This is a genomic window from Microbulbifer mangrovi (assembly GCF_002009015.1).
Taxonomy (GTDB): domain Bacteria; phylum Pseudomonadota; class Gammaproteobacteria; order Pseudomonadales; family Cellvibrionaceae; genus Microbulbifer; species Microbulbifer mangrovi.
Window position 1 is genome coordinate 1 of sequence record NZ_LZDE01000300.1, and the last position, 24,551, is coordinate 24,551.

The 24,551-nt window shown below is 57.9% G+C and carries 20 protein-coding genes; 15 read left to right on the forward strand and 5 right to left on the reverse strand.

Annotation, left to right across the window (positions count from 1 at the left end; translation table 11 throughout):
• Window positions 1-83: 83 nt before the first annotated feature.
• The 4 genes from nagX to B4U49_RS08735 form a co-directional block, all read right to left on the reverse strand.
• Window positions 84-1,181 carry a transmembrane glucosamine N-acetyltransferase NagX gene (gene nagX / locus B4U49_RS08720; protein ID WP_078084197.1) on the reverse strand — a complete coding sequence of 366 codons (1,098 nt, stop codon included), beginning with the start codon at window positions 1,179-1,181 and terminating at the stop codon, window positions 84-86.
• Between the two features lie 271 nt (window positions 1,182-1,452).
• The gene (locus tag B4U49_RS08725) at window positions 1,453-4,569 is read right to left on the reverse strand and encodes a glycosyl hydrolase family 18 protein (protein WP_078084198.1); all 3,117 of its coding nucleotides are present in this window, start codon (window positions 4,567-4,569) and stop codon (window positions 1,453-1,455) included.
• Between the two features lie 272 nt (window positions 4,570-4,841).
• The gene (locus B4U49_RS08730; protein ID WP_078084199.1) at window positions 4,842-5,300 is read right to left on the reverse strand and encodes a hypothetical protein; all 459 of its coding nucleotides are present in this window, start codon (window positions 5,298-5,300) and stop codon (window positions 4,842-4,844) included.
• Window positions 5,301-5,497: 197 nt separating this feature from the next.
• Window positions 5,498-6,640 carry an acyl-CoA desaturase gene (locus B4U49_RS08735; RefSeq protein WP_078084200.1) on the reverse strand — a complete coding sequence of 381 codons (1,143 nt, stop codon included), beginning with the start codon at window positions 6,638-6,640 and terminating at the stop codon, window positions 5,498-5,500.
• Window positions 6,641-7,312: 672 nt separating this feature from the next.
• Between B4U49_RS08735 and B4U49_RS08740 the strand changes: the two genes are divergently transcribed.
• Both B4U49_RS08740 and B4U49_RS08745 read left to right on the forward strand, forming a co-directional pair.
• Window positions 7,313-9,271 carry a hybrid sensor histidine kinase/response regulator gene (locus B4U49_RS08740; RefSeq protein WP_239692533.1) on the forward strand — a complete coding sequence of 653 codons (1,959 nt, stop codon included), beginning with the start codon at window positions 7,313-7,315 and terminating at the stop codon, window positions 9,269-9,271.
• A 122-nt stretch (window positions 9,272-9,393) separates the two neighbouring features.
• Window positions 9,394-12,849: an EAL domain-containing protein gene (locus B4U49_RS08745; RefSeq protein WP_158078584.1), complete on the forward strand. Its 3,456-nt coding sequence runs from the start codon at window positions 9,394-9,396 to the stop codon at window positions 12,847-12,849.
• A 60-nt stretch (window positions 12,850-12,909) separates the two neighbouring features.
• Here the strand turns inward: B4U49_RS08745 and B4U49_RS08750 are convergent, their stop codons facing one another.
• Complete coding sequence (locus tag B4U49_RS08750) at window positions 12,910-13,716, reverse strand: inositol monophosphatase family protein (RefSeq protein WP_078084202.1); 807 nt, start codon at window positions 13,714-13,716, stop codon at window positions 12,910-12,912.
• 159 nt (window positions 13,717-13,875) lie between these two features.
• On the opposite strand from B4U49_RS08750, the gene trmJ reads away from it, so the two are divergent.
• The 13 genes from trmJ to B4U49_RS08815 all read left to right on the forward strand — a co-directional run bounded on the left by trmJ (window position 13,876) and on the right by B4U49_RS08815 (window position 24,450).
• Window positions 13,876-14,688, forward strand: coding sequence for a tRNA (cytosine(32)/uridine(32)-2'-O)-methyltransferase TrmJ (gene trmJ / locus B4U49_RS08755; RefSeq protein WP_239692534.1), 813 nt, complete (start codon window positions 13,876-13,878; stop codon window positions 14,686-14,688).
• A gap of 227 nt (window positions 14,689-14,915) precedes the next feature.
• Window positions 14,916-15,416, forward strand: coding sequence for a Fe-S cluster assembly transcriptional regulator IscR (gene iscR, locus B4U49_RS08760; protein WP_078084203.1), 501 nt, complete (start codon window positions 14,916-14,918; stop codon window positions 15,414-15,416).
• Between the two features lie 108 nt (window positions 15,417-15,524).
• Complete coding sequence (locus B4U49_RS08765) at window positions 15,525-16,739, forward strand: IscS subfamily cysteine desulfurase (protein WP_078084204.1); 1,215 nt, start codon at window positions 15,525-15,527, stop codon at window positions 16,737-16,739.
• Window positions 16,740-16,780: 41 nt separating this feature from the next.
• Window positions 16,781-17,185 carry a Fe-S cluster assembly scaffold IscU gene (gene iscU / locus B4U49_RS08770; RefSeq protein WP_078084205.1) on the forward strand — a complete coding sequence of 135 codons (405 nt, stop codon included), beginning with the start codon at window positions 16,781-16,783 and terminating at the stop codon, window positions 17,183-17,185.
• Window positions 17,186-17,249: 64 nt separating this feature from the next.
• Window positions 17,250-17,573 (forward strand): iron-sulfur cluster assembly protein IscA, encoded by a 324-nt coding sequence (gene iscA / locus B4U49_RS08775; RefSeq protein WP_078084206.1) that lies wholly within the window; start codon window positions 17,250-17,252, stop codon window positions 17,571-17,573.
• A 69-nt stretch (window positions 17,574-17,642) separates the two neighbouring features.
• The gene (hscB, locus tag B4U49_RS08780) at window positions 17,643-18,167 is read left to right on the forward strand and encodes a Fe-S protein assembly co-chaperone HscB (protein WP_239692535.1); all 525 of its coding nucleotides are present in this window, start codon (window positions 17,643-17,645) and stop codon (window positions 18,165-18,167) included.
• Window positions 18,168-18,188: 21 nt separating this feature from the next.
• Complete coding sequence (gene hscA / locus B4U49_RS08785; protein WP_078084207.1) at window positions 18,189-20,081, forward strand: Fe-S protein assembly chaperone HscA; 1,893 nt, start codon at window positions 18,189-18,191, stop codon at window positions 20,079-20,081.
• Window positions 20,082-20,110: 29 nt separating this feature from the next.
• Window positions 20,111-20,449 carry an ISC system 2Fe-2S type ferredoxin gene (gene fdx / locus B4U49_RS08790; protein WP_078084208.1) on the forward strand — a complete coding sequence of 113 codons (339 nt, stop codon included), beginning with the start codon at window positions 20,111-20,113 and terminating at the stop codon, window positions 20,447-20,449.
• A 35-nt stretch (window positions 20,450-20,484) separates the two neighbouring features.
• Window positions 20,485-20,679: a Fe-S cluster assembly protein IscX gene (gene iscX, locus B4U49_RS08795; protein WP_078084209.1), complete on the forward strand. Its 195-nt coding sequence runs from the start codon at window positions 20,485-20,487 to the stop codon at window positions 20,677-20,679.
• 177 nt (window positions 20,680-20,856) lie between these two features.
• Window positions 20,857-21,282 (forward strand): nucleoside-diphosphate kinase, encoded by a 426-nt coding sequence (gene ndk / locus B4U49_RS08800; protein ID WP_078084223.1) that lies wholly within the window; start codon window positions 20,857-20,859, stop codon window positions 21,280-21,282.
• Window positions 21,283-21,377: 95 nt separating this feature from the next.
• Window positions 21,378-22,535, forward strand: coding sequence for a dual-specificity RNA methyltransferase RlmN (gene rlmN / locus B4U49_RS08805; protein ID WP_078084210.1), 1,158 nt, complete (start codon window positions 21,378-21,380; stop codon window positions 22,533-22,535).
• Between the two features lie 75 nt (window positions 22,536-22,610).
• The gene (gene pilW, locus B4U49_RS08810; RefSeq protein ID WP_078084211.1) at window positions 22,611-23,396 is read left to right on the forward strand and encodes a type IV pilus biogenesis/stability protein PilW; all 786 of its coding nucleotides are present in this window, start codon (window positions 22,611-22,613) and stop codon (window positions 23,394-23,396) included.
• Entirely contained in the window at window positions 23,383-24,450 is a 1,068-nt protein-coding gene (locus B4U49_RS08815; protein ID WP_078084212.1) for a RodZ domain-containing protein, read from the forward strand. Before pilW ends, B4U49_RS08815 begins: the two co-directional genes overlap by 14 nt.
• Window positions 24,451-24,551: the final 101 nt, after the last annotated feature.

Below are 24,551 nucleotides of genomic sequence, written 5' to 3' on the forward strand. Positions count from 1 at the left end.
ACATCCTGTTTGCGACGCTCCTGCAAGCCCGCACCCGGTGCTCTGCCGCCACCGCACCTTCTAATTGGTGCCACAAAGCGTGATCAAGGACTGATAAAAATTCCACGCTTGTACAGAAATCTCAGCACCAGCCACTGCAGTAAAATCACACCGCAGGCAATCAGTAAAGTGCCCGCCGCTTCGGGTAGGGCATCAGCAATCCCCCCAAACAGGCTTTTACTGCTGTATTGCCAGTTCACCAGACTGGTACCGATATACACCAGAATGGCATTGCAGCCGATTACCGCGAAAAAATAAGTGAACGTTTTCCAGTGCCACATATCGACCACCAGATAGAAAATACCCAGCAGTAACAGACAGCAACCAGAAGTGATCAAAACAAAGGAACTGGTCCACAGCTCCTTGTTCACCGGGTAAACCCAGTGCCATAAAAAACCTGCCAGCAAGCAGATCGCCGCACCGCTGAAAAGACCTTTCAGAATAGCTCCGTGGTTACCCGCGTGTCGCGACAGCCAGCGCCCGGCGAAAACACCAAACAGCGCATTGACGATAGCCGGGATGGTGGAGAGGACACCCTCCGGATCATAGGCGCGGTTCTGGTAGGTAATACCTGGCAGAAAGTGCTGATCCACCCAGGCGTTGATAGACCCATCTGGCGTCAAGCTACCGGCGGTGACCTGCAACAGGCAGTAGCCAAGCAGAATAGCTGCGGCAATGGTGTACTGAGTGCGCAAACCAAAGTGCCACACAATCATTGCGGCGAAGAACCAGGCGAAACCAATGCGCGCCAGTACACTGGCATAGCGGATTTCGCTGAAATCTGCCGGAATCCCCGTGCCCCAACCATGGTTGTATACAACACCCAGCAGTATCAGCAAGAACAGGCGCTTCACCGACTTGCGATAAACCGGAGTCCGTTGGCTCAGTGGTAATCCACGCAGGGACTTGTTGGCCAACCCCAGGGTTACGCCGGAGAGGAAAATGAACAGCGGGAAGATCAGGTCATAGAAGCTGAACCCGTGCCACTGGGTGTGTTGCATCTGCCCGTGTCCGAAATGAAATATGGACCAGCCGGTAAGAGCGAAGAGCGGAAGGAACAGGGCCTCACCACCGATGATCCAGAACATGTCGAAGCCGCGCAGGGCGTCTACCGAAGCGAGTCTTTGTTTTTTGTTGGCCATGATTGTTACTGCTAATCAATTAAAAAAAGAAACCAATCTTTCCGTGAGCACCATGATAGGGCATCTGTCGCGATGAAATCACGGCGTCCACAAACGAAAAAAGCCCCGGCCGGAGCCGGGGCGAATATAGGAGCATTTCCTGTACAGGAGTTTCCTATTAGTCACAACGCAGAGAGAGAACCGTATTTACCACTTATCTTTCTACTAACTTCCATCCTGTGAGATTGGCCGGCACTGCGTTGCCGGCCGTTGAAATCCTTCCCAGATAATCTTAAATCGAGCAGACAAATGCCCAGCTGCCATCAGCGGTGCCCGGTACAGACTGGGTCCACCATTTGGCTTCGAACACGCTGCCGTCGTGGATGATCCGATCACCGCCGGCAGCGTGGTTGCTGCGCGGCCATTCCGGGTAAGTCACCAGGCCGCTGGTGCTGACACCTGCATCGGCACAGGTTTCGCTACCGCCGCCGGAGGAGCTGCCACCTGAAGAGGAACTGCCGCCACCAGTGCTCAGCTCGGCGACTGGAAGATCCGGATATTCGAATGCCAGTGCATAGGTAGTGCCGTTGACAGTGGCGGTGTAAGCCTGCGGGCCTGAAACCGGGAGGTAGTAATTCAGGGTCATATCCCAGGTCTCACCATCCGCCAGGTCCTGCCAGCCCGGGAGGCTGAAACGCACACGGTGGAATTCATTTTCCAGGCCGCCCACGTTGCCGCCGCCGGCGTTTGCGCCATCCTCGATGACTTCCAGACCGGCACCGCTCTGGTCGGTGATGATGTTGGAAGTGGCGGTCGGCATATCGAACTCGAACACGGTACCGCCGGGCAGGGTGCCACCGGTATTGTTGGTGATGTACAGCTTCGGATTCAGCGGGTAGTTCTGGTCGCCGAGTTTGAACTCGGTGACTTCGATACCGATATCCAGCGCTTCTTCCGGTACCGCGCGATCGGTGCGCAGATGGCGATACTTGGAAGCATTGGCGAACTTGTCATAGGCGACGGTGGTGAGGGTGTCACCCATGTAGTACTCGCCCTTGGCTGCATCCCAGCTGTAGTCGCCGGCCAGTTCCCAGAACATGATGCCGCCCACACCCTGGTCAATCACGTACTGCACCTTGGCATCCATGGACTCGGCGTCTTCGGTGGAGATGAACACGCTCTTGTTCGCGTTCCACAGCCACGGGGCCTCGGAGACACTGTCGTAGTTGCGCACATAGGTGCCGGTCAGTGCATCATCCGGATCGTTGGCCGGGTCCAGGCCGTAATCGGTCACATAGCTGCCGAGAATGCCGTTCTCCAGGTTCATGGCGTGCCACATGGGGTTGGACCCGGCACCCATTTCGTTGCCGTTGCTGTCCTTGTCGTGCCACATGTTGTCGATACCGATCGCCCCGTTACCGCAGTCTGCGGCAGCGCCGGTGCCTTCGGGACACTCGGACTGTGACGGCAGCGATGCCGAGCCACCGAGGCCGTTGGTGCCACCGCTAACGCCCTGCCAGCCGCGTGTGTAGTAGGGAATGCCCACGTTGATACGGCCAGCGGGCATGGAGCCGCGGAAGTACTTCACCGCCCAGTCGATATTGAGGTAGCCGATTCCGCCGTACTGGGAAGTGCTGTACACGCTCGCAGCAGCCAGTTCCGGGTCGTTGCCGTTGTCGAACAGCGCCGAGTTGTGGCCAACGTATTCATTCCACGCCCCGTGCAGGTCGTAAGTCATGATGTTGACGTAGTCCAGGTACTGGGTGATCTGCATGGTTTCCATGCCGCGCAGCAGATAGCCGGAGGAGGGGGAGGCAATGGTCAGCATGTAGTGCGTGCCGTCCTGCTCACCCGCTTCATCCAGTTTTTCCCGCAGTACCCGCATCAGTTCCACGTAGGAATCCATCAGCGAGCCGCGCAGCGGGTTGGCGATACCGAAATCCATGGGGTTGCCGGCGTCATTCATGGAGGTGGGGTATTCGTAATCGATATCCACACCGTCGAAACCGTACTGGCGAATGAATTCAACGGAGGAATTGGCGAAGGCTTCGATCCCCTGGTGATTGATACTGCCGTCCGCATTGGTGGTCATGGTGTAGAAGCCACCGTCGTTAACGCGGTCGCCGTTCTCATTGAAATGACCGCCAGTCTCGGCCCAACCACCCACGGAGACCAGGGTTTTCACTTCCGGGTGCTGTTCCTTGAACTTGGACAGCTGGTTGAAGTGGCCCTTGTAGGGGTAGTCCGGATCGGTTTCTGCGCCGGCAATACCGGGCCATTCCATACCGGTGGCGGGGTTGTCCGGGTTGTCGGTATTGCCGACAGATACGGAGTAATCGCTAGCCACGTGGGCGAAGGCATAGTTGATATGGGTAATCTTGCCCCAGGGAATGTCTTTTACCAGGTAGCTTGGTTGGCCGTTGGCGCCATTTCGCCAGCTGGTGAAGTAGCCAATGATGCGGCGCGGATGGTCTGCGCCCATATCCTCTCGGCCTTCCGCGTCATAGATATCACAGTAATTGGGGGCGGTACCCGGGGTAGTGTAGAGGCCATCCGGGCGACAGGGGTAATCGCCAGTAACTATCTGCTCGTCTTCTACGGCGATGGTGGCTTCGGCGCTGTCGCTCAGGTCATCGTTGTCGGTGGCTACTGCTGAAATGGTGTGGCTGCCCAGGACTGCGGTCCATTGGGTGCTGTAGGGCGCACTGGTATCGGTGGCGATCAGGCTGCCATCGACAAAAAATTCTACCTTGGCGATGCTGCCATCACTGTCGGAAGCGTTTGCGGCAATGGTCAGGCTGTCACCGGTAGTGTGGCTGGATCCGTTAGCAGGGGCAGTCAATGTCACGCTGGGGGGGACCGGACCAACGATGACATCTTCCTCCACCGTAATGGATACCGGTGCGGTGGTGGTGGAGAGGTTGTCGTTGTCCACAATGCGTGCAGTGATAGTGGGCTGGCCGGCAATGGCGGTCCAGGTCACTTCCCACGGCGCTGCATTGTCGGTACCGACAAGGGATCCATCGACGAAAAATTCCACCGAGGTCACCTGGCCGTCAGGATCCGAGGCGGAAACACTTAAGACAACGCTGTCATTTTCGATTGCAGTGCTACCTGCGGTGGGGGCAGTGATTGAGCCCTCAGGTGGCAGCGGGAGCACTTCGCCATCATCGCAAGCGCCCAGCAGTTTCCACTCCTGGTACTGGCCGGAATATTGTTCGGGATTCTGGTTTTGGGTCCACCACTTTGCCTCGTAGGCATTGTTGTTGTACTGGACCTGGGCACCGGTGGAGTAGGAGGGGCCCATCTCCCATGTGGGCAGGGAGGTACAGTCTACGGCGGCATAGCCGTGGCCTGCAGATAGCATTGCTGCGGTCACAAGACCGAAGCGGAGCTTGTTGCTGATCATAAAATGTTCACCTTGCGGCAGATTATTTTTATAGGAATTCGACGCTAGTACTTCGGCGCCACGAAATGACATCGCTGTCAAAAATAGCAATGGGGGTGGGGGGAAGCAACACCGGAGCCTCTGAAATTTCTAGAATTCGGTGGTTTCTGCGCCAACTTCACGGTGATACGCGGGCTTTGTCACATTCAACGGCATACATAGCCACCGGTGCCGCAGTGCGGCACAGTGCGTTTTTCGGACAGTTGGCGGGGGAGAAACGAGAGGTGCGTGGGTTACATGTCCCACAGCGAGTTGGTGGCCATGGAAAGGGTGATGCGCTCCTTGTCCTGGATTTGCTTGAGGTTCTCGAATACCTCCTTTACCTCCGCAGACTCGATCGAGTCGTGGACCGAGTGATACAAGTCGGAAAAGTAGCGATCCACCTCCTGCCCCAGCTGGTTAATCTCTTCAATACTGGGTTTGTCGCTCAGGTACTGGTTTTTGACCAGGTCACCGGCACTTTCTTCCGGGGTGTACTGCAACCAGGTCTGCATGACTTTCTGCTGGGCGACGGCACCGTAGTTCTTGAGATTGTTGGCCATACGCAGCTCGTGCTCATGCAGGTGCTTCAGTAGCAATTGAGTGCGATTGTCCTGGGCGCCATCCAGCAGTTGCTGATACACGCCGGCCATATCCAGGTGGAATTTCTGGGCGTTTTTGAGAACTTCGTGGGCCTGTTTGAACGTCTTCATCTCTGCGCCTTCTCGGTGGTTAGTGTAATTATAGTTTTCTCTGTGGGGCCGTTGGTGGGGGAAAGGGCATGTTTCTCTTATGGTTATAGTGCATATCCGTGGGCGTTCAAGTCCTCTCCTGCTATATCTAGTGGCCGTCGCCAATCGCCGGACATAAAAAAGGCGGCCTCTCGGGGCCGCCTTGAATAGAACTTTGGTCAGGCCGTAGCCGGCGCCAGGTGGAATTGCTCCATCATGATCTGCAGGCGCTTGCGCTGCATCTTGAGGCTGTATTCCAGTTCCTTTACCCGGGTACGGATGGTGGCGTTTTCCCATTTGCTCACCAGCTGTTCGCGGGCATTGACATAGCGCTTCTGCTGGAGTTCTTTCCATTCGGAAAGCGCGGCAGAAAAGTCCTGGGCTTCCCGCTCGAGCAATTGCTTCCAGCTCTCTTTGTGTTTTGAGTGCTCGAGCTGCTGTTCTGCGCGCTTGAATTGCATGGTCAGCATGGCGCGCTGGATACGCATAGCCGGAACGGTTTTCAGGTTTCGGGCCAGTCCCAGCCAGCTCGCGGTTTTGATCAGCCACTTGGTGGGATCCCACTGGTACCAACGGATGCCGTTGCGGTAATCGGTCTGAAAAATATGGTGGTAGTTGTGGTAGCCCTCACCAAAGGTGAAAAATGCCAGCAGGTCATTGTCCCGCGCGGTGTTCTCGTCGGTATACGGGCGGCGGCCCCAGATGTGGGCGAGGGAGTTGATGAAGAAGGTAGTGTGGTGGTTGACCACGATACGCAGTACGCCTGCGAGCAGCAGCATGCCGATAACATCGCCGGTAAGCAGGCCCAGCACCAGGGGGACGCCTACATTCATTGCCACGGTGATCGGCACATAGTGGTTGTGCTGCCACATGACGATCTTGTCCCGCTGCAGGTCCTTGGCGTTGTCGAAGTCCACCTCGCCGCTGGGGTATTCTCGCAGCATCCAGCCGATGTGCGAAAACCAGAAGCCGCGCTTGGCGGAATAGGGGTCGTGATCGTTATCGTCACAGTGGCGGTGGTGACGGCGGTGACCGGAACACCAGATCAGTGCACTATTCTGCAGCGAGGCTGCGCCAAACAGCGCAAAAAACAGGCGCAGGGACCAGTGGGCCTCGTAAGTGCGGTGTGACCACAGGCGGTGGTAACCGGCAGTGATGGAGAAGCCACAGAAAGCGCCCAGTACCGCAAATGCCAGCCACTGGTACCAGTGGTAACCCACCAGTACGCCGTACAGCGGAACTAGGATTAGTGCCGCCAGCGCCGTACTGGCGAACAGAATCGTCGTCAGCCAGATGCGGGGGGCTTCGGGAGCAGCGTTCATATATACAACCTTGTCAGAGTCTTCGGATAATTCCGCCCATTATGGGCAGTGTGGCCGCGGTGTAAGCCGGGTTCGGGCCATGGGACAGATGCTACCGCAGATGGACCTGTCGAACACGTGCCGGAGAGGACCACAATAAGCATTTTGAGGACGAATAGTCAGTTTATCACCGATTGAATGGTCTGCCGCACCGTTATGGTGCGAAAGAGGTTTTTTGCGTTCATTGTTGGGTCAAGCGCTGTCATTTTTCGGCAATCTACCCTTGTATAGCACAGCCTCTTTCGCCAAGGTGGGAAGGTGTTGTTCGAATTTTGTTCGAATTGACCTGTGAATGCGTTTCTAGGGGCGTTTTTAAAAAGTTGGCACAGTGATTGCTATATCTATTGTGTAGGCCGATTGGCCTGCGCTCCGGGAATCCATCACGGGTTATGGCAAATCGTAATAATGCGTGATTTCCCGTTTTCTCTCATCATCGCTATTTTGGGCCCCGCATTGCGGGGCCTTTTTTTATCCGCCGATAAGTGATTCACTAGCCGTAGATTACTCTGGAAAACTAGAGGTCAAAGGCCCGTAATGGCCTGCGGTCCTGACGGCAAGATGGTGTCGAATTCTCATCCCCCCAAAATTAAAGAAGGCGGCCTTAATCTCGCTACTCCAGGCGAGCTAGAGGGCATGCAGCCGACGCAGGCGCTGACTCAGGTGCAGTACCTGCACAGCCTTCTATTGAGCACCAATCGCGGAGTCTGGGAATGGCACCCTGCTACGGGGGTCCAGCGTGCAACCGGTAGCCTGTGGCAGCGACTGCACCGGGATCCGGAATCTGCGCTGTGTGGAGTGTGGAGCGGTGATCTTTCTCTGGTGCACACTGACGATCGCGATGGTCTGATCGCTCTGCGTTCCCGTCTGTGTGAGCAGGGTACCTTTGTGGACACGACCATCCGCGCCTACGCCCGCGACGGGCAACCCCTGTGGTTGCGTTTGTGGGCGCGCGCACTTACCGCGCCCGGCGGCGAGCGATTTTTCCTGGGTGGATGTACCGATTACAGCGAATCTTTCTCTGCCAAGTCCTTTTCCTACTTTTCCGGGGAGCGCATCCATCACGCGCTGGATATGGTAGGTGACGGTCTGTGGGAGTGGGATTTGCGTGCCGACGAAGTGGTGCTCGACAGCACGTGCTGGCGCATGCTCGGATATTCCCGCGGACAGAGTGATTCCGGTGCGCGCGCAGCGCTTGCGCGCTGGAAGACCCATATGGTCGCCGACGACTATCCCGATGTGAAACAGGCCTTGGAGGACAATGTTCGCGAGCAGTTACCGCTGGATGTGGAGTTCCGACTGAAGCATCGGGAGGGCGGTATCGTTTGGGTGCGTTGCCGGGGCAATGTTCAGCGCAGCAGTGGCGGCGAACCGGTGCGGGTGCTGGGCACGCTGCAGGATATTACCGCGAGCAAGAAAAAGCAGCTAAAGCTGGAACAGGAATTGCGGCGCTTGAAGCGGGAGAGTGTCGATCGAACCGACTTGATCTCCAGCCTGAGTCACGAACTGCGTACCCCGCTCAATGCCATTCTTGGCTATAGCCAGATGGTGGAATTGGATCAGAGTCTCAACCCGGATCAGCGCCGACGCCTGGCCGAGATCCGCAAGGCCGGGCAACATCTGTTGCACCTGGCCGGCGATGTGCTGGACCTGGCGCGTATCGATAGTCATCGGCTGGCGCCGTCGATCGAGCGGGTACAGCCGGCCACTCTGGTGGCGGACTGTCGCCAGTTGCTCGAACCCCTCGCGGAAACCCGCAAGGTAAGCCTCACCTTTGAGCCCCTTGGTTGGGAACGCGCCCACATTCTCGCCGATCCCACCCGTTTCAAGCAGGTGGTGCTCAACCTGATGGGCAATGCGATCAAGTACAACCGTGAAAATGGGCGGGTAGTTATCACCTTTGCGCCGCAAGCCGAGGGCTGGCTGCGTCTGAGTGTTCTGGATACCGGTAGCGGCATCGCCAGCGGTAAACAGTCCAGAGTGTTTGAGCCGTTTAATCGTCTGGGAGCCGAGCAGGGGAAGATCGAGGGAACCGGTGTGGGGCTCGCAATTGCCAAGCAGCTGACCGAAGCCATGGGCGGCAGGATCGGTTTTGATAGTGAAGAGGGACAGGGCTCGGTATTCTGGGTGGAGTTCATGATGCATGATGCCCCGGACGAGGTGCTACAAATGGCTGCGCGTCCCGATTACACCCGCTCACTACCGCCTTGCAAATTGTTGTACGTGACGAGCAGGACAGCGTCTGCGAACCGCCTGAAAGCGGTGTTGGCAGCAGTGCAACAGGTTGAAGTGCAGGTCGTCGACGATGCCATGAAAGGTATTTTCACTGCACGTACCGGTGCGCCGGATATCATCGTGTTTGACGCAGAGTTACCCGGTGTGTCGCGGCGGGATTTTTCTGAAATCCTGTGTGGAGATAAGGTCACGGCACATATCCCGTTAATGGCGATTGTGGACCGGCGCTGTGAATTCGCCCACGTGTGCCTGCCCACGACCTATGACCTGCCCACCCTCGCCGAGGGGTTGCGCGATTGCCTGAGCCTGAAATCGGTGGTTGGTGACATTGCTGTGCGCGATGGTGCTGCATCGGAATAAACTGACAGGGATATAACAATAGCTGCCATCGACGGTGGCAAAGAATAAATGCAACCAAAAGGACGTTATGGTTGATGTTCTCTCATTTCTCCAGCGGCAGTAAGACGCCCGAGGCCGCAAGTATGCGAGGTCGTGCACAGGCCAGTCCTGTGCCCGCTGCGCTATTGCTTGTGATCGGTACGTTTTGCCTGGCGTTTCTGTGTAAAAAATTTCTTTCCGTCAATGGAGGCATCGCTGCTATCTGGTTGGCGGATGCACTGACAATCGCGGTCCTCTACCGATATCCGTTCAAATCCTGGCCGCTACTGCTTGCCGGGGCCTATATAGGGGCGGCCGGCGCATCTTTATCCAGTGGCCTGCCTCTGCATGTCGCAATGATGTACTCGGTGGCCGGTACCGCGGAAGCTCTTGTCGCTGCAGGGCTGTTGCGTTTTTTCTGCGCAGATGGAGATTTTTTTGGTAGCACCTGGCGCTGGTTGAGGTTCCTTTTCTTTGGCGCTTTCCTGTCGACCCTAGTGGGGGCCGGTGTGGGGGCGAGTGTCGCTGCACTGTTTCGCGATCTGCCATTTGGCGATGTTTTTCTGTTCTGGTACTTGGCCGATACCATCGGTATCAGTGTATTCCTGCCATTTCTGCACCTGCTCAATGTTGACAGTGCAGTGCGGATATTTTCTTTCCGTCCACTGATGCGCTTGGTGTCGGTGTTGTTGCTGTCGCTGGCCAGTATTTTTCTGGTGCTTCAGGTTTTCCCCTATCCGTTTGTATTTATTGCCCTGCCGCTAATCTGGGCAGCGTCGAGGCTTGAGCTGGCGCAGACCCTGCTGCTGATTTTTACCGCGGTACTCGCATTGCTGGTGGTATTTATCAATGGCAGTCACTGGTTACCCGAAGAGCTGCATTTGATCCTCAGCCCGCTGGATTTCATGCCCCTGTATGCGGGGGTGGTGCCCGCTTATGTAATGGCCGTGGCCTCCAGTGTCGAACGCAAGCGCAGTCAGCGGATCGTCGAGGTGGAGAGCAGTTTCCGGACTGCGATGGAGTCATCGCGTATCGGGATGTTGCTGGTTTCACTGGATAATCGGATTATCCAGACAAACCCCAGTTTTTGCCGCTTTATCGGCTATTCCGACGTTGAGTTGCGTGGGCTGAATATCCGCGAGGTTATCTGCGTCGATGGTGGTGATGCATATTCAGAACCCCATCACCTGGGGCGGGACCGTCTGCTGTTCGATTTTGAACTGGGGTATGTTCAGGATGCCGAGTGGCGTTTCTTGCGTAAAAACGGTGCGCAAGTATGGGGTCACTGGTCCTGTAGCCTGGCGAGAGGGGCCAAGAATGAACCGCTTTATGCGGTTGTACAGGTAGAAGACATCGACTGGCGAAAGCGCAGTGAAGTACAGCTCGCCAAGGCCGAAGAGCGCTGGAAGTTTTCCCTGACGGTGACCGGGCAGGTGGTATACGACTGGGATCTGGTAAGTGGCAAGACGTTCTATTCAGAGTGGCTGCACAGTGGGGTGGGTATCGACTCTGCGGAGCTTGCCAGTCGTCAGGATTGGCTGGCGCGGGTGCACATTGACGATCGCGAACTTTTGTTGCGGGCGCAACTTGCCCATTTCAATGGCGAGGCGCGGGATATTGATTGCCAGTATCGGGTGCGCACTGACTCTGGCGATACTCGCTGGATCCACGAACTCGCGCGGGTGATGGAATCCGGTGAAGACGGCAGGCCGTTGCGACTGATTGGCATTTTGCGGGATATCACCGATAACAAGCAGATGGCCCGTTTTCTCGAGGAAGAGAAGGAGCACCTTCAGGTTACCCTCAATGCGATTGCCGACGCGGTTATTGCCACCGATAGTCGGCAGCGTATTACCTTTATGAATCCTGTGGCCGAACAATTGACTGGCTGGAGCCTGGCGGAAGTCCAGGGGCACAATGTAGGTTCGGTGATCCAGATATCCAATGCCCGGGAAGGTGTACCGGTGTCCTGCCCGATTACCGAGAGCCTGAAGAGCATGACTCCGGTGTTTTCTTCGGAGGGGACGGTTCTGCACAATCGCACGGGGCGCAGCTATGACATCAAGTGTTCCGCTTCTCCGCTGCGCACCGGCAGTGGTCAGCTGCTCGGCGCGGTGCTGGTGTTCCAGGATGTAACCGAGACCCGGCAGCTGATTCGTCAGCTGCGTTACAAAGCCCACCACGATGACCTGACCCACCTGCCCAATCGCGAGGCTTTCAAGCGCGATCTGCTGGACGCGGTAGCTTCGGTACGCAACAACGAAACCGTCCATGTGCTTGCCTACATGGATCTGGATCGTTTCAAGGTGATCAATGACAGTGCCGGGCACCAGGCCGGTGATGCGCTATTGCGGAATGTGGCCCGCTTCCTCAAGGGGCAGTTGCGGGAAAGCGACAGTGTGGCGCGCCTCGGCGGTGATGAATTTGGCATCCTGTTGCGAGACTGCAACAAAGAGCAGGCGCGCGTGCGCTGTGAGCAGTTGGTGCGGAAAATAATCGCGTTGCGTTTCCCCTGGGCAGGGCGCGTGTTTGATGTAGGGGCCAGCGTGGGGGTGACCGAGGTGCGCCGCGACAACAATCACGTGGCAGACCTGATGAGTCAGGCGGACGTGGCCTGTTATTCCGCCAAGCATGCCGGGCGCGGTGTGGTGGTGGTTTACGAGGCTGATAGTAGCGCCGCCGCCGACCAGCATCGGGAAATCCATATGGCTTCGCGTATTCGCGAGGCGTTGGATGAAAACCGCCTGCAACTCTACGCTCAGCCTATTGCCAGCGCGATCTCGCCATCAGTTATCAGTCACTATGAGTTGCTGGTGCGGATGGTGGATGCGGACGGCACACTGATTGCGCCCGGAGCATTTATTCCCGCCGCTGAGCGCTACGGCTTGATGCTGCAGATAGACCATTGGGTAATGCACGAGTTCCTGCACAATCGAGTGCGGGCAGCCATGCAAAGTGGTCTGAGCTTCGCCATGAATCTCTCTGCTGAGGCAATCGGCGACGGTGCTTTCCAGCAGAAGCTGATCTCGCTACTGGCGGAGTCGGCGTTGCCTGCCCGTCGTTTGGGGATCGAAATTACCGAAACTGCGATGATCAATGAAATGGAAAGCGCCAGCCAGTTTGTCGCCGCACTACGGGAAATGGGCTGTAAGGTCGCACTGGATGATTTTGGTAACGGTCTTAGCTCATTCAACTATCTCAAAGCCTTTTCGATCGATTACATCAAGATCGATGGCAGCTTTGTGCGGCAGGTCGAATCGAATTTTGTGGACCTGATGATCGTGGAGTCCATCAATCAGGTAGCCCACCGCCTCAATGCCCGTACCATTGCGGAATTCGTCGAGGATGCGGCGACCGCAGAGCGATTGCGGAATATCGGTGTGGACCTGTTGCAGGGGTATCACATTGGTCACCCCTTGCCGTTAGACGAAGTTCTCGCGAATGCGGCGTCTGGGCGTGAAAACGCAGAGAAAACTTTGTCGCAACCGCCAGTAAAGTCGGATGGCAACGAGATCGAGGAAGAAATCGTGGAGGTTGTTGGCACTGAGCTGGAGTCCTGAACCGGCGCACTGCGCCGGTTCAGTTTTGGCCCGCCAAGGGGAGCGGGCTGGAGGGCAGGATTACTGGCGAATCTTGCCCAGGTGCTTGCCCACAATCTGCAGTAGCGGCTTGAACGTCTTGGGGGTCGCACACACCAGGTTGCCGGACTCCAGGTATTCGTTACCACCGCGGAAGTCGCTGATCAGGCCGCCGGCTTCTTTGACCAGCAGGGAGCCCGCGGCGATATCCCAGGTGTTCAGGTACATTTCCCAGAATCCGTCAAAGCGGCCCGCGGCCACATAGGCCAGGTCGAGTGCAGCGGCACCCGGGCGGCGGATACCCGCGGTCTGTCCGGCGACTTCTTTCATCACCGCCAGGTAGGCGTCGATATTTTCCAGTGGCTCACCGTTGAACGGGATACCGGTGCCGATCAGGGCGCCTTTCAGGCCCTGGCGGCTGGATACGCGGATTCGGCGTCCATTCAGTGCCGCACCGCGGCCGCGGCTGGCAGTAAACTCTTCGCGTTTGATGGGGTCGAGGACCACGGCGTGTTCGATCTGGCCACGGTAGCGACAGGCGATGGAGATCGCGAAGTGGGGCATGCCGTGGATAAAGTTGGTGGTGCCGTCCAGCGGGTCAATGATCCACTCGTATTCGGGCTCGGCGCCTTCCTGAATGCCGCTTTCCTCGGCGAGAATGCTGTGCTTGGGGTAGGCTTTGCGCAGGTGATAGATGATCTCCTGTTCGCTGGCCTTATCCACTTCCGTCACGAAATCGTTGCGGCCTTTTTCTTCAAACTTCATCAGGTCGCCGCGCTCCCAGGCGCGCTCGATCAGTTCACCAGCCTTGCGCGCCGCGCGCAGGGCAATATTCAGCATGGGTTCCATAGGAATTCCGCGATCAGTTGTGGTTGGTAAAAAGCAGTGCCGGGCGAGCCGGCGGCGCGATTGTATGGATTCCTGTGCAATTTTGCTACACTCCGCGCCCGTTTTGTAACAGGCCCTAGTGTAGCCACTCCTTGTAGTCACTCCGACCGGGTAAATCATATGGCGACTTCTCCTTCCGAAACCGCATCCAAATCGGCATCCCCGAGCGCGCTGGCCGCGCTGGACAATATCCGCGTGGTGCTGGTGAACAGTGCCCACCCGGGCAACATCGGTGGTGCAGCGCGCGCCCTCAAGAATATGGGGCTGAGCCAGTTATACCTGGTGCAACCGCGGGAATTCCCGGCCGCGAATGCAGTGTGGCGCGCCGCCGGCGCCGCCGAGCTGCTCGACAGCGCGGTGGTTGTGGAAACCCTTGAGGAGGCGGTGGCGGATTGTGGCCTGGTGGTCGCGACCAGTGCTCGCGAGCGACGTATTCCCTGGCCGCTGCTGACACCGCGGGAATGTGGTGAGCGCGCGGTGGTGGAAGCAAAGTCGCACCCGGTGGCGCTGGTATTCGGCCGCGAGGACCGCGGTCTGACCAATGAAGAACTGCAGGCATGTAACTTCCATGTGCATATTCCCGCCAATCCGGAATATAGCTCGCTGAATCTTGCGACCGCGGTGCAGGTGCTGGTGTATGAGGCGCGCATGGCAGCGCTGGAGGCGGAAAGAGGGGAGGCGCTGAGCTACTCGGACTGGGATCGCCCACCGGCCAAGGCGGGAGATATGGAGCTCTACTACGACCACCTGCAGCTGGCCCTCGGAGAGCTCGGTTTTATCGACCCCGACAATCCCCGCCAGACCATGACCCGCTTGCGCAGACTGTTCAGTCGGGTGCGTCCGGACGATATGGAGCTGGGAATCCTGCGTGGGATGCTGACCGCTATCCAGAATCATATCCACCGCTCTGGTGGCAAGGGTCGCCCTGACTGACCGGTGCCGCTATGCCGGTGGCGCGATATAGCCGGTGTATAGCGGGAGATAACCAAAGGGTCTAACCCGGCGCCAAATACCCGAGTGTTATACTCGGCTATATACTTGACTGAAGTAGTCGGTTATTCCATACTCGCGCCCCGATTCAGCAGTGCTGGTTCGGGCTAAAGAGCCCGCAAACCGGAGCGACGGGTGGGGGACTTTCCAGGAAAGAGCCAGGAGAGAGTATGCGTTTGACAACCAAAGGGCGGTATGCGGTCACAGCTATGCTGGATCTGGCATTACACGCCGAACGCGGCCCGATCAGCCTGGCGGATATTTCGAAGCGTCAGGATATCTCCCTGTCCTATCTAGAGCAGCTGTTTTCCCGTCTGCGCCAATCCGGACTGGTGTCCAGTGTGCGCGGTCCCGGCGGTGGTTACCGCTTGGCGCGTACAACCTCTGAGATATGCGTGGCGGAAATCATCGATGCAGTCAACGAATCCGTAGATGCCACCAGTTGTGGTGGTAACAGCGACTGCTCCGCCGGTGAGCAGTGCCTGACGCACTATCTGTGGACAGACCTCAGCCGTCAGATTCACGGCTTCCTGAACGGCATCAGCCTGGCCGATATGGTCGCGCGTGCGGAAGTGCAGGAAGTAGCGCGTCGCCAGGATGGACGTGCGGTGGGGGATCCCCTGGATCAGGTGATAGAACAGAAAGTGGCGATTGTCGGCGGCTTGCAGTAAGGTGCCGGCCGCCCGGTCAGGCAAGCGGCCTGGCCAACGGAAATTTCAGCGCAACCCGCGAAAGCAGTATGGCGCCGATATGAAATCGGCGAGTGGAGACCAAAGATTATGAAGCTTCCCATTTATCTGGATTATTCGGCAACCTGCCCGGTAGACCCGCGTGTCGCCAGTAAAATGGCGGAGCAGATGACCATGGAGGGTAACTTCGGTAACCCGGCTTCCCGCTCCCACCTGTTTGGCTGGAAAGCGGAAGAAGCGGTGGAAGATGCCCGCCGCCAGGTGGCGGAACTGGTTAACGCCGACCCCCGCGAGATTGTCTGGACCAGCGGTGCTACCGAGTCCGACAACCTGGCCATCAAGGGCGCAGCCCACTTCTACCAGGGGCGCGGCAAGCACATTATTACCTCCAAGATCGAGCACAAAGCGGTGCTCGACACCTGCCGTCAGCTGGAGCGCGAAGGCTTTGAAGTCACCTATCTGAATCCCAAGGAAGACGGCATCGTCTACCCGGAGCAGGTGGCAGAGGCGCTGCGCGACGACACTATCCTCGTCAGCCTGATGCACGTGAACAATGAAATTGGCGTGGTCAATGACATCGCCGCCATCGGTGATCTGTGCCGCGAGCGCAAGATTATTTTCCATGTGGACGCTGCCCAGAGCGCCGGCAAGATCGATATCGATCTGGCGGAAATGAAAGTGGACCTGATGTCCTTCTCCGCCCACAAGGTATACGGCCCCAAAGGTATCGGCGCGCTGTATGTGCGCCGCAAGCCGCGCGTACGTATCGAAGCCCAGATGCACGGTGGCGGTCACGAGCGCGGTATGCGTTCCGGTACCCTGCCTACTCACCAGATCGTCGGTATGGGTGAAGCTTTCCGAATCGCCAAAGAAGAAATGGCAGCAGAGGCCAAGCGCCTGCTGGCTCTGCGCGATCGCTTCTGGGGCCAGATCAGCGATATGGAAGAAGTGCACATCAACGGTTCTGTAGAGCAGCGTGTGCCCGGTAACCTCAATGTGAGTTTCGCCTTCGTTGAGGGTGAGAGCCTGATCATGTCCCTGAAAGACCTGGCCATCTCTTCCGGATCCGCGTGTACCTCTGCCAGCCTGGAGCCCAGCTATGTACTGCGCGCACTGGGTGTGAACGACGAGTTGGCCCACAGTTCCCTGCGCTTCAGTTTTGGTCGTTTCACCACGGAACAGGACGTGGATACGGCTGCCAAAGAAGTAAGGCAGGCAGTGGAAAAACTGCGCGAACTGTCGCCCCTGTGGGATATGTACAAGGATGGTGTTGATCTCAGCACCATCGAATGGGCGGCACACTAAAGCGACTGCGCAGAAATCGAGAATTTTGAGAGGGTATTGTCATGGCCTATAGCGATAAAGTAATTGACCACTATGAACATCCCCGCAATGTTGGTCGCCTCGACGACAAAGCGGAAAATGTGGGTACCGGCATGGTCGGCGCTCCCGCTTGTGGTGACGTAATGCGTCTGCAGATTCAGGTGAACGACAGCGGCATCATCGAAGACGCCAAGTTCAAAACCTACGGCTGCGGTTCTGCCATCGCCTCCAGCTCCCTGCTGACCGAATGGGTCAAAGGCAAGAGCCTGGATGAAGCGGCGCAGATCAAGAACACCGAGATCGCCGAAGAGCTGGCGTTGCCGCCGGTGAAAATTCACTGCTCTGTGCTCGCGGAAGACGCGATCAAGGCGGCGGTGAAGAACATCCGCGAAAAGCGCGGTGAGAAAACCGAAGAAGCAGCGGGCTGAGCGAGCCGCTCAGCAACTGCGAATGCCGCCAAGAAGTGAAGATCGGTAAGGAGTAGCAATCGACATGGCAATTACCATGACCGAATCGGCCCAGGCCCACGTTGCCAAGCAATTGGCCAGTCGCGGTAAGGGGATCGGTATTCGTGTCGGCGTAAGGACCGCCGGCTGCTCCGGTATGGCCTACGTACTGGAATTTGTCGATCACGCCGAGGCGGAAGATGAGGTGTTTGAAGCGGGTGGCGTAAAGCTGGTCGTAGACCCGAAAAGCCTCGCTTACCTCGACGGTACCGAGTTGGACTTCGTGAAAGAAGGCCTGAACGAGGGGTTTGCGTTCAAGAACCCCAATGTAAAAAACGAGTGCGGTTGCGGCGAGAGCTTCCACGTTTAACACCGGGGCTTTCGGGCAGCAGACGGCCGGATGCCTGGTGCATGCCGGCCTTTTTGTTATTGGACCACTATGGAACTGCAACAAAATCACTTTGAAATTTTTGGTCTGCCCGTCGGTTACGCCGTAGATCGACAGGCGTTGGCCAGGCGGTATCGCGAGCTGCAGCAGGAGTTCCATCCGGACCGGTTTGCGGCAAAGTCCGAGCGCGAGCAGATGCTGTCCATGCAATACGCTGCGCAGATCAATGAGGCGAACAATACGCTCAAGGATCCGGTGGCCCGCGCCGCTTACCTGTTGCAACTGGCCGGGGTGGAAATTAATCCCGAGCAGACGACTGCCGACGGTGAGTTCCTGATGCAGCAGATGATCCTGCGTGAGCGCCTGGAAGACGTGCGCAGCGCTGCCGATCCCGAAGCGGAGCTGGAGGACCTCGGCAGTGAGGCGGGCCAGCTATTCAAGGCGCAAGAAACGGCCTTCTCTACTGCCCTGCAGGGCAGCGTCCTGGATGAGGCAAAAAGCGCGTTACTCAAACTCCAGTTTCTCGCCAAGCTGCAGCGGCAGATTGAAGAGCTCGAAGAAGATTTACTGGACTGAACCGAATTAATTGTTAGCACTATGGCATTACTGCAGATTTCCGAACCCGGCCAGACCCCAGAACCTCACCAGCGCAAGCGTGCAGTAGGTATCGATCTCGGTACCACCAATTCCCTGGTGGCAACCGTGCGCAGCGGCGCTGCAGAATCGCTGCCCGCTGAAGACGGCCGGGTGATCCTGCCGTCCGCTGTGCGCTATACCGAAGCCGGTGTGGAAGTGGGGTACGGTGCGCGCGCTGCCGCCGGTGAAGACCCCTACAACACCCTGATTTCGATCAAGCGGTTTATGGGGCGCGGCCTCGCGGATATCAAAAATTTTGGTGATCAGCTGCCGTACCACTTTGCTGACCCGTCTGCAGAAGGCAGCGGCGGCATGCCGGTAATTGAAACGGTCGCCGGCACGGTAAATCCGGTGCAGGTTTCCGCGGAAATCCTGAAAGTGCTGGCGCAGCGCGGCGCTGATTCGCTTGGCGGCCCGCTGGACGGGGCGGTAATCACCGTGCCTGCGTATTTTGACGAGGCTCAGCGCCAGGCCACCAAGGACGCCGCCAAGCTGGCGGGCCTGAAGGTTTTGCGCCTGCTGAACGAGCCCACTGCCGCAGCTGTGGCCTACGGGCTGGACCAGCCGGATGAGGGTGGTGATGTGGCGGACAAGACCATTGCCGTGTACGACCTCGGTGGTGGCACTTTTGATATTTCCATTCTGCGCCTGTCCAAGGGTGTGTTTGAGGTGCTGTCTACCGGCGGTGACAGCGCCCTCGGTGGTGATGATTTCGACCGCGCGATCGCCGAGTGGATTGCCCAGGAGGCTGGGCTGGGCACCGACCACGATGCCGCAACCCAGCGTAACTTATTGGATGCTGCCTGCGCGGCAAAAGAAGCGCTGGCCGGTGAATCCCTGGTGCCGGTCAGTTACGGCGATTGGTCCGGCGAGCTGAGCCGGGAAAAGCTTGCCGAGCTGCTGGATCCGTTGATCGCCAAAACCCTGCGCGCCTGCAAGCGGGCTCTGCGTGACGCCGATCTGAACGCGGAAGAGGTTGCCGAAGTGGTGCTGGTGGGCGGTTCCACCAGAACCCTGCGGGTGCGCGAAAAGGTGCAGGCGTTCTTCGGTCGCGAGCCCCATGCGGATATCGACCCGGACCAGGTAGTCGCCATCGGCGCGGCCCTGCAGGCGGACGTGCTGGTAGGCAACAAGTCCCGTGAAGACCTGTTGTTGCTGGATGTCATCCCGCTGTCCCTGGGTATTGAGACCATGGGTGGCCTGACCGAGAAGCTGATTCATCGCAATACCACCATTCCTGTGGCCAAGGCCCAGGAGTTCACCACGTTCAAGGACGGCCAAACGGCCATGGCCATTCACGTGGTGCAGGGAGAGCGCGAACTGGTGCAGGACTGCCGATCCCTGGCGCGTTTCGAGCTGCGCGGTATTCCGCCCATGGTGGCCGGTGCCGCCCATATTCGTGTGACCTTCCAGGTGGATGCTGACGGATTGCTGTCGGTTACCGCGCTGGAAAAAAGCAGCGGTGTGCAGGCAGAAATTACCGTCAAACCGTCCTACGGTCTCGGGGATTCCGATATCACCCGTATGCTGCAGGATTCCTATGCCAACGCGGAAGAGGACATTGCCGCACGCGCTTTGCGCGAGGCTCAGGTGGAAGCAGAGCGCACCCTGGAGGCCATGCTGGTGGCGCTGCAGGAAAATGGTGCGGAACTGCTGAGCGAGCAGGAGCTGGGAGAGCTGGAGCGGGCCATGGAAGCACTGCGCCTGGCCCACAACGGCGGTACACCGGAAGAGATCCGCAGCCGCATCGACGAGCTGAACACTTTGTCCGAGCCCTTTGCCGCGCGTCGTATGGATAAATCCATCAAGCGCGCCATGCAGGGCCACAGCCTGGATGAATTCGACACCCCCTGAGGGGCGGTCGCCGACTGAGAGAAAAGAGTATGCCGAAGATTGTTTTCCTGCCCCACGAAGAATTGTGTCCAGAGGGCAAGGTCATCGAAGTGGAGCCCGGTGTCACGGTTTGCGATGCCGCACTTCAGCACGGCGTGGAGATCGAGCACGCGTGTGAGAAATCCTGTGCCTGTACCACCTGCCACGTGATCGTGCGCGAGGGGTTCGATTCCCTTGGTGAGCCGGACGAGCTGGAAGAAGACCTGCTGGATAAGGCGTGGGGACTGGAGCCCGAGTCACGTCTGTCCTGTCAGGCGGTCGTCGATGAGGAAGACCTGGTGGTCGAGATTCCCAAGTACACGATCAACCAGGTGTCCGAGCGCCACTAACCGGTTTGCCGGCCCGAGAACAAGAGGATGTAACCATGAAGTGGACGGATATTCACGATATTGCCATCGAACTCTGTGACGCTCATCCGGATGTGGACCCGCTGCGGGTCAACTTTGTTGATCTGCGCCAGTGGGTGATGGATCTGGCGGACTTTGACGACGATCCCGACCGCTGCGGCGAGAAGATCCTGGAGGCCATTCAGGCCGCATGGATCGAAGAGAACGAATAGTCTCATCTACAGTACAAACTTCACTCGACTACGCGTATAATCCGCGCTCCGCGACCTGCACTGGTTAATTAATCGACAGTTCGCGCGTTGAGAGAATTCAGGGAAGAGCAACGGAAGTTGCTCTTTTCGTATCTGTCTTAAGACAAATTTTTGCAAAACCTAGAAATGGAGAAAACCATGGCCCAGGAACGTACCCTGTCCATCATCAAGCCGGACGCCGTTGCCAAGAATGTAATCGGTGAAATCGAGAGCCGTTTCGAGAAAGCCGGCCTGAGCATCGTTGCGATGAAAATGGTTCAGCTGTCTCAGGAAAAAGCGGAAGGCTTTTACGCTGAGCACAAAGAGCGTCCGTTCTTCAAGGATCTGGTTGAGTTCATGACTTCCGGTCCGGTTGTTGTGCAGGTTCTGGAAGGCGAAAACGCCATTCTGGCTAACCGCGACCTGATGGGCGCTACCAACCCGAAAGAAGCGGACGCTGGCACCATCCGTGCAGACTTTGCAGACAGCATCGATGCCAACGCAGTACACGGTTCCGACTCCGCGGCTTCCGCCGAGCGCGAAGTGAGCTACTTCTTCTCTGCTGAAGAAATCTGCGCACGTTAATTGCTGCTGTCTTGCAATTAACCCCGCAGGGGCCTGTCTTGCAGGCTCCTGCTGCGTAATCAATATTCGCACCCCGAGCGGTGCAAGGTGAATCCATGAGCGACGTACAGACTGCACAATCTGAAACTGTACAGACCGAAAAAGTGAACCTGCTGGGCCTGTCCGTCGACAAGCTCACGGACTTCTTTGCCAGTCTGGGCGAAAAGCGTTTCCGCGCAGTGCAGGTGCTCAAGTGGATCCACCAGAATGGCGTGGACGATTTCGAGCAGATGACCAATGTCAGCAAGGCCATGCGTGCCAAGCTGGCTGAGATTGCCGAAATTCGGGCTCCCAAAGTCCTGAAACAGATGGACTCTGCCGATGGCACCCGCAAGTGGCTGATTGAGGTGTCCGGCGGCAATGTGATCGAAACCGTCTACATTCCCGACGGTGACCGCGGCACCCTGTGCGTTTCTTCGCAGGTGGGTTGTTCCCTGGACTGTAGCTTCTGTGCCACTGGCAAGCAGGGCTTTAACCGGGACCTGACAGCGGCGGAGATCATCGGTCAGGTGTGGATTGCGTGTAAGTCCTTCGGGCAGTTGCAGCCCAACGGTCCGCGCAAAGTGACCAACGTGGTGATGATGGGCATGGGTGAGCCCCTGCTCAATTTCGACAATGTCGTCGACGCTATGAATCTGATGATGGAAGACAATGCCTACGGCATTTCCAAGCGTCGGGTCACCCTGAGCACTTCCGGTGTGGTGCCGGCTCTGGATCGCCTGGCAGAGGTGACCGATGTGAGCCTGGCAATCTCCCTGCACGCGCCCAACGACGAGCTGCGCAACGTGCTGGTGCCGATCAACAAGAAGTACCCGATCGCCATGCTGCTCGACAGCGCCAAGCGCTACATCGAGAACATGCCGGACAATCATCGCAAGATGACTATTGAGTACACCATGATCCGGGAGGTGAACGACCGCCCGGAGCACGCGGAGCAGCTGGCAGAACTGCTGCGCGATGTGCCAGTAAAGATAAATCTGATACCCTTCAATCCGTTTGAGCTGTCCGACTATCAACGGGTCAGCAACAACGCATTGCGACGTTTTCAACAGATTTTGTTGGACAAAGGCTATACCGTAACCGTGCGTACCACCCGGGGCGATGATATCGCAGCGGCCTGTGGTCAGTTGGCCGGTCAGGTGAATGACCGCACCCGTCGTTCGGAGCGCTACCGCAACGCCGAACGCCCGGTGAAAATCCTGAACCAGGTCTGATCTTTGCATCTCGCTTCGCCGAAGGGACCCGGCGTGCGCTGGTAGTACGCACCCGATAACAACAAGGTGAGGCTCGTGTTAGCAAGAATTTCCAGTCCGGCCATTATTGCCGGATTTCTCGTTGTGCTGCTGGGAGGGTGTGTAACCACTGGTCCCGGTGGCAGACAGGTCGATCTCGACAAGGCCCGTGAAACCCACGTACAGCTGGGGCTGCGCTACCTGCAGAGCGGTGGCGACAATCGCGAGATGGCCCGTCATCACTTTCAGGAAGCCCTGAAGCTGGGTAAAAAAGATCCCCAGGCCCATCACGGCCTCGCATTGCTGTATCAAGCCGATGGCGAGATCGCGGTGGCTGAATCCCACTTCAAGAAAGCCCTGCGCTACGACCGCAGCTTCTCCATGGGGCGGGTGAACTACGGAGCATTCCTGTATCAGCAGGAGCGCTACCAGGAGGCCCGGGACCAATTTCTCACCGCTTCCGAAGATCTTACCTACAATCGCCGTTCCTATGCCCTGGCCAATCTCGGCCGCGCGGAGCTGAGGCTGCACAATCTGGATGGCGCCGAGAGCGCATTCAAAAAGGCGCTGGCGCTCAGTTCAGACCTGCCCGTGGCGCTGCTGGAGCTGGCTGAGCTGAAATTTGAAAAGCAGGATTACACCCAGGCCAAGCATTATCTGGATCGGTTCAGCGAGAAGAGCCGGCAGATTCCACAGTCCCTGTGGTTGGGAATCCGTATTGAAAAAATCTTTGGCAATCGGGACAAGGAAAGGAGTTATGCCCTGGCGCTGAAGAATCTCTTTCCGTACTCGGCGGAGACCCTGAAATACCAGCAGATGATGGCCGAAAATGAGCAGCAGTAACCCGATGCCCGAACAGGAAGAAACCCAGAACACGGAAAGCACGGCTGTGTCCGTCGGCGCCCTGTTGACCGCGGCCCGCGAACAGGCGGGGATGACCAGTGAGGAGCTGGCCCGCCGTCTGTGCATGACTACTGAAAACCTGGAAGCCCTGGAGCGGGATGCGTTTGACGTTTTCCCAGGCGCCACCTATGTGCGCGGCTATATTCGCAACGTCTGTAAAGAACTGCGGATTGACGAAACCGCTGCGCTGGATGCCTTTGTGCGACAGGTCCCTGCGGAAGCGCCGCGCGTGGCGCAGCCACCCAAGGGGGCCGTCATGGGCGGTAGTGTTTCCGGAAGCGGGGCGTCCATGTCTGGCCCAATGCTTCTGGTGGTGGCTGTTGCTGTTGCCGGTGGCTACTGGTGGTTCGAAATGCGCGGTAACGATGGTGCCATGCCGGCACCAGCGATTGCGAACCAGGCATCCCAGGGCGTAGTTGAAGAGCCCGCCGCTGCCGAAGTGGACGATATCGCTGAGGATATGGCGGAGTCTGACAGTGCACTGGATGCGCAGACGCTGTCTGTAGCCGGTGCAGATATGGACGTCGCCGCGGAAAAGGCGGTGCCGGAAACCGACGTGCAGCTGGCGGATGTTGCTGACCTTGCGAGTGAAGACTCCCGGGTAGAAGAGTCTGTCGAGGAGCCTGCAGTACCAGAAATGGCTGCGCAGCCCGTTGCAGCGCCGGTTCCCGAGCCTGTGGCTGCGGTGGAAGAGCCCGCGGTTCAGCAGGAAGCGTCGAGCATGGTCGATGAGGCCCCGGTCGGTGCCGTATCCAGCGCAGCGCTGGCGCTCTCCTTCAGTGAGGAATCCTGGGTGGAAGTCACTGATGCCGCGGGCAATAAGCTGTTGGCCAAGCTTCAGCCAGCCGGCTCCACCGTTGAGCTGGAGGGGCAGGCCCCGTTCAGCCTGATGCTGGGTAATGCGGCCGCGACGACCGTCAGCTACGCCGGGGAAGTGGTGGACAGTGCTCCTCTGGGCAACCGCCGCACCCGCAAGCTCACCGTGGGCGGCTGATAGCGCCATTTTACGATCCTCTTCCATGGGCGCAGCCTCTGTAGGTTTGCGCCCAATCTCTCTATAATCCTCCCCGTTTTTGACCATCGGTATCAACCCGC